Below are 9,929 nucleotides of genomic sequence, written 5' to 3' on the forward strand. Positions count from 1 at the left end.
AACCCCGCGCAGCACCCGACCCCCCCGCTGTGAACCACCGTGTTGTCGCAGCCGGAGCCTTCCCCTCCCGGCGAGACGTTGGAAACCGCGTCAGGCGCGCCCGGACTCCCCGCGTTCGGGCGCGTTGACGTTTCAGGGAACAATGCTACGCAGCCCGAATGCCTAAACCTCTCAAGATCGTCAGCTGGAACATCAACTCGGTTCGCCTGCGCGCTCCGAACATCGAAGCCTTCGTTGCGCAGGAAAATCCGGATGTGATCTGCCTTCAGGAGACCAAGTGCCAGGACGGGGAATTCCCGGTAAAGGCTTTCAACGAGATGGGGCTGAAGCATCTTGTCCTGAACGGCCAGAAAGGCGGGCACCATGGTGTCGCCATAGCCTCGCGCCTGCCGCTGGAGCGGATCGAGGCGCCGGACCTGTGCCGGGAAGGCCATTCGCGCGTGATTGCCGCGAAAGTCGCGGGCATCGAGATCCACAATATCTACCTGCCCGCAGGCGGGGATGATCCGGACCCGGCGAAGAACGACAAGTTCGCCCACAAGCTCGACTTCCTCGAAAAACTCGGGCCCGCCTACAAGAAGCAAACCAAGACGCCGCGCGTACTGGTGGGCGACCTCAATGTCGCTCCGCATGAGAACGATGTCTGGTCGCACAAGCAGTTACTGAAAATCGTCTCCCACACACCTGGAGAAACCGAGCGGCTGGAAGATTCCCGCAACATGGCGAAGTTTGCAGACATTGCTCGCCTCGCCGTGCCGGACGATCAGAAGCTCTACACATGGTGGAGCTATCGCGCGAAAGACTGGGCGGCCTCGAACCGCGGACGCCGTCTGGATCACATCTGGGTCAATTCCGCGGGCCTGCCCGAAACGCTGGTCGACAGCTACAAGATCCATCTCGGCTGGCGCGGCGGTTGGAAACCGTCAGACCACGCACCGGTCAGTGTGCAGATCAAGGCAGGTTAAAGTTTAGCTGGCCGGACAATCACGGCTGCAGACGATAGCCGCCCGCATCGGTCAGCAGCAAGCGGGCATGCGCCGGATCCGGCTCGACCTTCTGGCGCAGGCGATAGATGTGCGTTTCCAGCGTGTGCGTGGTGACGGCGGCATTGTAGCCCCAGACTTCCGCCAGCAGCTCATCCCGCGCCACCGGCTTGCCGCCGGCCCGGTAGAGATATTTCAGGATGTTCGTCTCTTTTTCCGTCAGGCGGATCTTCTTGTCCTCATCGGTCACCAGCAGCTTCATCGCCGGGCGGAACTCATACGGGCCAACCTTGAATGTGGCGTCCTCGGACTGTTCGAAACTGCGCAGGTGCGCACGGACGCGGGCAAGCAGGACGGAGAATTTGAACGGCTTGGTCACGTAATCGTTCGCACCGGACTCAAGGCCGAGGATCGTGTCGGCATCGCCATCCTGACCCGTCAGCATGATCACCGGGGCGCGCACGCCTTTCTGCCGCATGATCTTGCAAGCCTCGCGGCCATCCATGTCCGGCATGTCGACATCAAGCAGGACCAGGTCGATGCGCTGGCTGGTCGCGGCTTCGATCCCCTCGTTCGCATTGGCAGCCTGAAGGGTTTCGAAGCTGTCGTGCAGCTCGAACTGTTCGGCCAGCGCTTCGCGCAGGTCTTCATCATCGTCCACCAGAAGGACCGTTTTCTTGGCAGCCATGCGACTCTCCTGTTCCGAGTGAGTGCTGCTTCTATCCATATCGCATCACGATGCCATATGAATGTAACGCACGAACGATCACAAGAGCGGGAGGATTCCGTGAGCGCGGATTTCATAGCCTATGCAGACGGACGCTTCCTTCTGGCCGGACGGGAAACCCGGTGCTCGGTCGGTCGCAGCGGCGTCATCGCCAGTGAAGACAAGCGGGAAGGCGACGGCTTTTCACCTGCGGGCACCTGGCCGATGCGGCGCGTCTTCTACAGACCGGACCGGCTGGACGCCCCGAAAACCCTGTTGCCGCTCGTGCCACTCACCCCGGAAGACGGCTGGTGCGACGCGCCGGATGACCCACTCTACAATCGCTGGGTCAAACTGCCCTACGCCGCCAGCCACGAGAATCTCTGGCTGGAAGACCATATCTACGATGTGATTGTTGAACTCGGACACAATGACGATCCGCCCGTTCCGCCGCTGGGCAGCGCCATCTTCCTGCATCTTGCCCGGCCGGACTGGGGCCCGACAGCGGGCTGTGTGGCCGTGACGCTGGAAGACATGCTGGAAATACTGCGCCTGTCTGCGCGCGGGTCTGAGATCGAGATCCGGCTCTAGATCAGGCGTAATCCCGCGGACCGAACAGGGCGGACCCGACCCGCACATGGGTGGAACCGAAACGCGCGGCCGTCACATAATCGGAACTCATACCCATGGAGAGGGTCGGCAAACCCGCTTCCTTCGCCAGCTTGGCGAGCAGGGCGAAGTGCGGCCCGGCCGGCTCATCCACTGGCGGGATGCACATGAGACCCTGCACATCGAGACCCTTCTCACGCGCATACTGTAGCAGCTGCTTCAGATCCGACGGCGCGACCCCGGCCTTTTGCGGCTCTTCGCCGGTGTTCACCTGGATCAGGACGGGCAGGGCGCGGCCCACTTTCGTCATTGCCTTCGCCAGGGCATCGGCGAGTTTCGGCCGGTCGAGCGTCTCGATCACGTCAAACAGGCGCACCGCGATCTCGGCCTTGTTCGTCTGCAGCGGGCCAATCAGGTGAAGTTCCAGGTCCGGGTAGGCGGACCGGCGGCCGCTCCAGCGGGCTTCGGCTTCCTGAACGCGGTTCTCACCGAACACGCGCTGGCCGGTCGCGAGGATTTCCTCGATCGCCGCGTCGGGCTGCGTCTTGGTGACCGCCACCAGCTGGGGCGGCGGGGTGGCAGCGTCGGAAAGTTCGGCCAGCACCGCCTCGCGGCGCTTGGCAATGGAGAGCGTGTCGGTATCAGTCATCACGATGACGCAGGAAGACCGAAACCGCGCCGAACGCAAGCTCCGCACCGCCGCACGTGTCGCGGGGCGGCACCTGCCATCCGGCTTGCCGCCGATCCTGTACCTGACCGATCCGGCGCGGACACCGGATCCGGTCGCCACCGCTAGTCGGCTATCGTCATGGCATGGTCTGGTTTACCGGCACTATGGTCAGCCGGGGCACGAACAAGTTGCCGCTGATCTGGCGATAGTCTGCCGAAAGCGGCATGTGAAACTGCTGATCGCCAACGATCCTATGCTTGCAATGCAGGTCGGCGCGGACGGTGTGCACTGGCCGTTCGCAGAACGGGGCAAAGCCCGCCGCTGGCGCAATCGTTTTGCCTTGATGACGGTGAGCGCACATACGCCGCAACAGTTGCGATTATTACAGAATACGGTGTTTGAAGCAGCCCTGCTATCAACGGCCTTCCCATCCGCCAGCCCCAGCGCCCGCAAGCCGCTCGGCGCCCTGAAATTCCGAAAGCTTGCTCGTGCATCCACCTTGCCGGTCTATGCGCTCGGTGGTGTTCATGCCGGCACGGCATCATTTATCGCACCTGTAGCAGGTATTGCAGCAATAGAAGGAATAGAGGCCGTGTTCGGCCCGAAAGCGCGGCCCTAGAACTTGAAGGCGGACTTCAGGCGGACACCGGTTTCGACTTCGCGGTCTTCCCAGGTCGAAACGGCGTTCAGATCGTCAGCGCCCACGCTGACTTCACCACCAACCGAGAAACGCGGGGTGATCTTGAAGGTCGCACCGGCCTGCATTTCCTGGCGCGGAAGCGGGGAGAGGTTTGCAGACGGGCGGGACAGTTTGTCGATCCGGAATTCCCAGCGGTCACTGCCGGAGAACTGCATGGAAACGTCTTCCGACGGCTCGGCCTGCCAGACCGGGCGGGCGTCAGCCGGCTTGGAAATAGCGAACTGGCGGTACCAGTCGACCTTTCCTGCCTGCGTTTCGGAAAGCTGCGGCGCATCGACGGTGACTGTCGGCACGCGGGAATCCTCCTGCGCGGCTGCTGGCATCACCAGAACCGTCGCCGAGAATACACAAGTGAGCAAAAGCCCAAGCCGCATAATTGCACCGTTTTCCTCACCGAACATTAGGGGTCCGATCTCCTAAACAGAAGATTAATTATCGGACACGCCTGATAAACTAATGCGATAGTGTGATTTCTATCACAATTCCGTCCCCTCCGAGGGGCCTGGAAGATGCATCTGCCGCGAAATCCAGCTGGTCATACCGGTATCCGAACGCAATTCGGGCAGAGTCTGTCACCGGACGGGCGAGTCCGGCCCGCCAGGATTCGCCTTCGACGCCAGCGGTATCGTCCGTTGCGTGGCCATATTCGACGCCCCAGTCGAATCCGAGCGCGGATTGGGTAATTCCAGCAGTCCAGGCAGAATAATCGCCGGAGAGGCCTGTCAGGCCGTTATCGCTGTTCTGCCAGCTGGCGCCGACAATGGTGTTCTTCCACTCCCCATTCGCGCCGACAGACAGGGTTTCCACCGTACCATAAGTGACAGGCGATACGGGCGAGGCATCGACATCCGCGCGGCTCCAGGCTGTCGCTGCGCGTACCCGCACGCCGCTTTCCCGGAAGCGGTGATTGAAGCTCAGGCTGGCTTCCCCGGCATCCGACAAGGAAAGGGCCGCTGTGCCGGGCAGGATTCGCTCAGGATCCCGGTCCAGGCCTCGGACATTGGCGTCAGGCGTATAAGATAGTCCGCCCTTGAAGCCGACAATTCGCGGCGTGGAGTAGGATATTTTCGCCGCCGGACCGGTGAGGTCATGATCTGTGCGCACAATCGCCCCCCCGTCGGGGTCCAGTCTCGGAGCGTGCAGCGACACCGTCGAAAACAAGGATGGCGCACCTTGCGAGAAGCGCTTCGCAACGCCCTCATCCCGGCCGAGACGAACTTCGCCATACCCCCCCTCGACGTAAAGATAGGCCGTCTGTAGCTCACTGCGGACACCATCATCTTCGAATCCGGGAGCCTGAGCCAGCCCACTGAAGGCACCTGCCACCGCAGGCATGCCAATCGCCGGATCTGCAACGACACCGGAGAATCCCGCACGGGCAGGATGATCCTGTTGCGCGTCCAGCTGAAGGGCGAAACCCAGCACCAATCCATTATCCAGGACACGATTGGTATCGACGCCAAGTCCCAGACGGTAAAGAGCTTGCTCGTCCGCACCAGGCGACAGCACGAGCCCGGCCTCTGCCTTCCAGTCCGTTTCCCAGATCGACCAGTCTTCCTGCGCCGCAGCGGGCAGGCTGGCGCTCACCGAAACCAGGGCCAGAAGGATCGGACGTTTCATGCTTAACTCCTTCGGGATACTGCACACATGAGCACTGGCGAGCCCAGACTCGTGTTGTTATACAAACGCCGGTCTACAAGGTATTGCGCTCGGGAACTTTCCTCATGAACAAATATGTCTTCTCCGCGGCAGCTGCTGCCATGTTCGCACTGGTTGGATGCCAGGGCGGTGGCAAGCGTCTCAGCGCAGACGCTCAGGTTACCGCGAAGAATGTCGGCACGGTGAACCCCTATCTGTGGCGCGCCTCACTCGACACGTTCACCAACATGCCCATTTCGAGCACCGATCCGATCGGCGGCCTGATCGTGTATGATTGGAAGAGTTTCCCGGGCTCCGAAAATGAGCGCATCAAGGCGACCGTCTATATTCTCGATACGCGACTACGCGCTGATGGCGTGAAAGTGGCCGTATTCCGCCAGGTGAATCAGGACGGCACATGGGTCGACGCACCGGTCGACCCGGAAACCGCGATGCAGCTGGAAAATGCGATCCTTGACCGCGCGCGGAATCTCAAGAACTCGCAACTCGGCTAGAAGTCGGTCTGATCAGACAAAAATCAGGGGGAGAGGCCGATGGCCACCCGGTACGATCCGCAAGCTGCGGAGCAAAAATGGCGTGAAGCCTGGACGAAGGCGGACCTGTTCAGGGCGAAATCCCCGAAGGAAGCGGGCGACGCCCCGAAAGCCTACGTGCTGGAGATGTTCCCCTATCCGTCCGGCCGGCTGCATATGGGCCACGTCCGCAACTATGCTATGGGCGACGTTGTCGCGCGCCATAAGCGGGCCAAGGGCTATAACGTGCTGCATCCCATGGGCTGGGACGCCTTTGGCATGCCGGCGGAAAACGCTGCCATGGAAAAAAACGTCCATCCCGGCAAATGGACCTATCAGAACATCGCCGCGATGAAGGCCCAGTTCGCAAAGCTCGGCCTGTCGCTGGACTGGAGCCGGGAATTCGCAACCTGCGACCCGGAATACTACGGCGCACAGCAGGCCCTGTTCCTGAAGATGCTGGACAAGGGCCTGATCTACCGGAAAGCCTCCAAGGTGAACTGGGATCCGGTCGACAATACGGTTCTGGCGAACGAGCAGGTGATCGACGGGCGCGGCTGGCGTTCCGGCGCGCTGGTGGAGCAGCGCGAGCTGACGCAATGGTTCTTCAAGATCACGCATTACGCTGAAGATCTGCTGGGAGAAGTGCAGAAGCTGGAGCGCTGGCCCGAGAAAGTGCGCACCATGCAGGCGAACTGGATTGGCCGGTCGGAAGGCCTGCAGATGCGCTTCGAATGGGACGCTGATGCACCGGCCAATTTCGACGACGGCATCGAGATTTTCACAACCCGCCCGGACACGCTGTTCGGCGCGAGCTTTATTGCACTGTCTCCGGATCATCCGCTGACGATCCAGCTGGCGGAAAATTCGGAAGAATTGAAGGCCTTCCGTGGAAAATGCGCACAGGTCGGCACCAGCGAGGAGGCCATCGAGAAAGCCGAGAAGCTGGGCTTCGACACCGGTCTGACGGTCAAGCACCCATTCGTGGACGGAAAGACGCTGCCTGTCTGGGTCGCGAACTTCGTGCTGATGGGCTACGGCACCGGCGCCATTTTCGGGTGCCCGGCGCATGACCAGCGCGACATCGAATTTGCCCGCAAGTTCGGTTTGAACGTGACACCGGTTGTGCTGCCCCCGGGCGCTGACCGGGCGAGCTTCACCGTAGACGACGAGGCTTATACGGGCCCCGGTTCCATCTTCAATTCGGCATTCCTGGATGGTCTTGGTATCGAAGACGCCAAGCGTACCGCAATTGAACGGATTGAAGGCATGGGCCTCGGTGCCGGCACGGTGAATTATCGCCTGCGCGACTGGGGGGTCTCGCGTCAGCGTTATTGGGGCTGCCCGATCCCGGTTGTCCATTGCGAAGGCTGTGGCGTGGTGCCGGCCCCGGAAAGCGACTTGCCCGTGCGCCTGCCGGATGACGTGACCTTCGACCAGCCAGGCAATCCGCTGGACCGGCATGCGACGTGGAAACATGTCGATTGCCCGAAGTGCGGAAAGCCCGCCCGTCGTGAGACGGACACGCTGGATACGTTTGTCGACTCGTCCTGGTACTATGCCCGCTTTGCGAGTGCGGACGACCTGGAAGAGCGCGCCTACTGGCTGCCGGTTGACCAGTATGTCGGCGGCATCGAGCACGCCGTGCTGCATCTCCTCTATTCCCGCTTCTTCTCCCGTGCGATGCGGGACATTGGCGAGCTGGACCTGCCGAGCGGCGAGCCCTTCGCCGGCCTATTCACGCAAGGCATGGTTACGCACGAAACCTACAAGTCGGCTTCCGGACAATGGCTGCAGCCGTCCGAAGTCGAGCAGGAAGGTGACACCTGGATCGAAAAGGCAACAGGCGGACTCGTGACGCCCGGCCCGATCGAGAAGATGTCGAAATCCAAGAAGAACACGGTCGATCCGGACGCGATTATCGCGCAATTCGGCGCGGACGTCGCACGCTGGTTCGTCCTGTCTGACTCTCCGCCAGAGCGCGACGTGGAGTGGACACAAGCCGGCGTCGAAGGCGCTGGCAGGTTTGCGCAGCGTCTGTGGAGCGTGTTCGATGCTCTGGGTGACCTTGAAAAGGCCGACCCGGCCGATGACACCGCTTCCGTCACAGTGCGCAAGGCCAGCCACAAGGCGGTCGTTGCTATCGACAAGGCGATTGAGGAATTCCGCTTTAACTCAGCTGTCGCCAGCATCCATGAATGGGTCAGCGCACTGAAAAAAGCCGAGTCGGCAGGCGAAGCCATCGGGGCCCGCTTCGAAGGCGCTTCGATGCTGGCGCGCTGCCTGACACCTTTCATGCCGCACCTCGCTGAGTCCTGCTGGGAGCGTATCGGTGGTGAAGGCTTTGTTTCGGCTGCGCCCTGGCCGATCGCCGACAAGACGCTGACCGAAGACGACGCCGTGACCATGGCCGTTCAGGTCAACGGCAAACGCCGTGGCGAGATCACTGTGCCGAAGGGCGAATCCAACGAGGCCGTGGAAGCTGTCGCGCATGCGCTGCCGGAAGTCGTGTCCTTCATCGAAGGCAAGACCGTGAAGAAAACCATTGTCGTGCCGGGCCGCATCGTGAATATCGTGGTGGCATGAAACGCTTCCTGATCGCGCTCGCTCTTGTTCTTCCGGCCTGCGGCTTCCAGCCGGTCTATGCGCCCGGCGGCAGCGCATCATTTGCCTCTGGCAATATTGCCGTAAAAGAGATCCCGGGTCGGGCCGGCTACATGCTGCGCCGTGAACTTCAGAAGGAACTCGCAGCGGGCCTGCCGAACCTGAGCACAACAGCAATTCTGGAAGTCAGGCTGAATGATCAGCTGACACGCCTTCAGTTCAAGCCAGACGGCGCCGCATCCCGTTCGTCCTACACGGCTGCCGCGTCTTATGTTCTGGCCGGAGAATCTGTCCGGGTCACTGGAAGCTCGGATGCTGAAACCAGCTTCTCTGTGCCGGACCAGCCCTATGGGGACATCTCGGCCCAGACCAATGCGAGCGATCGGGTGATGCGTGTCCTGGCTGGCCGCATTGTCGATGATCTTCGGCTACAGCTCTCGACGCAGAACTGATGCTGTTCCAGGGCAAGAAGGCTGCTTCCTTCGCCCGTAAGCCGGACCCTGATATCTGGGCCGTGCTTGCCTTCGGAGAAGATGAAGGCCTTGCGAGCGATAACGGCCAGCTGCTGATCTCCGCATGGGCAGGCAAAGGTGCACATGCCGACGTCACCCTGCTGGACGACGACACAATCCGGAAAGAGCCAGCCCTTCTTTTCGATGCGCTGGAAGCCGTCTCGTTGTTGGGCGATCCGCGTGTCGTTCGCGTGCGCACCAGCGGAGACAAGATCGCCAAGCTGCTGATCGACGCGATCGAGGAAGGCGACAAAGCCGACCGCCGGTTCAGCGCGCACTTGCTCATAGAAGCTGGTAGCCTGCAGAAGAAGTCCAAACTTCGAATTGCCGCGGAATCTGCAAAGCGAACCGCCTGCCTTCAGTTCTTCGCCGATGAGGGCGTCGATATCGAGCAACGCGCCAAGCAGGCGCTGTCGGAAGCCGGGGTCGATATCGACCCGGACGCCCTTCGCCTGTTCGTCGGCGACCTGCCTGGTCACCGCATGGCGGCAAATTCTGAAATCGAGAAACTCGCGCTATACGCGCGTGGTCTCGGCCGATCTGTTTCAGAAGCTGATATCCGCGCACTCTGTGCAACAGAGTTCGAGCAGACTCTGTCCACCGCGATCTCCGCCACGCTCGACGGCCACCCGGCCGCCGCCAATGCGGCATTCGAAAAACTCGCAATGGCCGGTACCGCAGGTATCAGCGTCTTGCGATCCCTTCAGTTTGAGGTGCGCCGCATGCTGGACGCGCATGTCCGGATCGAAGAAGGCCAGTCCAGTCCAAATATGAAACTGCGCCCGCCTGTTTGGCAAAGCGAATGGCCCGCCTATCGCGCCCGCCTCAGCAAATGGCCGGTTCGCCGTCTCACGCGCGTCCTGGAACGGATCTATGATGCCGAAGCGCAAGCGAAGCGCGCAGGTGGCAGCACAGATGCTGTTGTTCGTGTACTGATGAATGATCTCGCGCGTGCAGCTGAAGCCGCCCGATAA

General features: G+C 61.4%; 11 protein-coding genes. 7 read left to right on the forward strand and 4 right to left on the reverse strand.

Annotation, left to right across the window (positions count from 1 at the left end):
* Nucleotides 1–158: 158 nt before the first annotated feature.
* Nucleotides 159–965: an exodeoxyribonuclease III gene (locus HY17_RS12445; RefSeq protein WP_034766913.1), complete on the forward strand. Its 807-nt coding sequence runs from the start codon at nucleotides 159–161 to the stop codon at nucleotides 963–965.
* 19 nt (nucleotides 966–984) lie between these two features.
* On the opposite strand, the gene HY17_RS12450 is transcribed toward HY17_RS12445, so the two are convergent.
* A complete protein-coding gene (locus tag HY17_RS12450; protein ID WP_034766915.1) occupies nucleotides 985–1,671 on the reverse strand; it encodes a response regulator transcription factor in 687 nt (228 codons plus the stop codon).
* A 99-nt stretch (nucleotides 1,672–1,770) separates the two neighbouring features.
* Here HY17_RS12450 and HY17_RS12455 point away from each other — a divergent pair, with 99 nt between their 5' ends.
* Entirely contained in the window at nucleotides 1,771–2,280 is a 510-nt protein-coding gene (locus HY17_RS12455; RefSeq protein WP_034766917.1) for a L,D-transpeptidase, read from the forward strand.
* Nucleotide 2,281: 1 nt separating this feature from the next.
* Here the strand turns inward: HY17_RS12455 and HY17_RS12460 are convergent, their stop codons facing one another.
* Complete coding sequence (locus tag HY17_RS12460; protein ID WP_034766919.1) at nucleotides 2,282–2,947, reverse strand: YggS family pyridoxal phosphate-dependent enzyme; 666 nt, start codon at nucleotides 2,945–2,947, stop codon at nucleotides 2,282–2,284.
* Between HY17_RS12460 and HY17_RS12465 the strand changes: the two genes are divergently transcribed.
* On the forward strand, nucleotides 2,922–3,587 hold the full coding sequence (locus HY17_RS12465; RefSeq protein ID WP_081813133.1) for a thiamine phosphate synthase: 666 nt from the start codon (nucleotides 2,922–2,924) through the stop codon (nucleotides 3,585–3,587). The genes HY17_RS12460 and HY17_RS12465 overlap by 26 nt on opposite strands.
* Here HY17_RS12465 and HY17_RS12470 read toward each other — a convergent pair.
* Both HY17_RS12470 and HY17_RS12475 read right to left on the reverse strand, forming a co-directional pair.
* Nucleotides 3,584–3,961 (reverse strand): NtrZ family periplasmic regulatory protein, encoded by a 378-nt coding sequence (locus tag HY17_RS12470; RefSeq protein WP_139068925.1) that lies wholly within the window; start codon nucleotides 3,959–3,961, stop codon nucleotides 3,584–3,586. The two genes, HY17_RS12465 and HY17_RS12470, sit on opposite strands and share 4 nt — an antisense overlap.
* Nucleotides 3,962–4,121: 160 nt before the next feature.
* Complete coding sequence (locus tag HY17_RS12475) at nucleotides 4,122–5,288, reverse strand: porin (protein ID WP_034766925.1); 1,167 nt, start codon at nucleotides 5,286–5,288, stop codon at nucleotides 4,122–4,124.
* Between the two features lie 104 nt (nucleotides 5,289–5,392).
* Here HY17_RS12475 and HY17_RS12480 point away from each other — a divergent pair, with 104 nt between their 5' ends.
* Genes HY17_RS12480 through holA form a run of 4 tightly spaced genes read left to right on the forward strand, consistent with a single transcriptional unit; the run spans nucleotide 5,393 to nucleotide 9,929 of the window.
* Complete coding sequence (locus tag HY17_RS12480; RefSeq protein WP_034766926.1) at nucleotides 5,393–5,821, forward strand: DUF3576 domain-containing protein; 429 nt, start codon at nucleotides 5,393–5,395, stop codon at nucleotides 5,819–5,821.
* A gap of 39 nt (nucleotides 5,822–5,860) precedes the next feature.
* Entirely contained in the window at nucleotides 5,861–8,425 is a 2,565-nt protein-coding gene (leuS, locus tag HY17_RS12485; protein ID WP_034766927.1) for a leucine--tRNA ligase, read from the forward strand.
* A complete protein-coding gene (gene lptE / locus HY17_RS12490; protein WP_034766928.1) occupies nucleotides 8,422–8,895 on the forward strand; it encodes an LPS assembly lipoprotein LptE in 474 nt (157 codons plus the stop codon). Before leuS ends, lptE begins: the two co-directional genes overlap by 4 nt.
* Nucleotides 8,895–9,929, forward strand: a complete 1,035-nt coding sequence (gene holA / locus HY17_RS12495) for a DNA polymerase III subunit delta (protein ID WP_034766931.1) — start codon at nucleotides 8,895–8,897, stop codon at nucleotides 9,927–9,929. Before lptE ends, holA begins: the two co-directional genes overlap by 1 nt.

The organism is Hyphomonas sp. CY54-11-8 (assembly GCF_000682735.1).
In the GTDB taxonomy this organism is placed as follows: Bacteria; Pseudomonadota; Alphaproteobacteria; order Caulobacterales; family Hyphomonadaceae; genus Hyphomonas.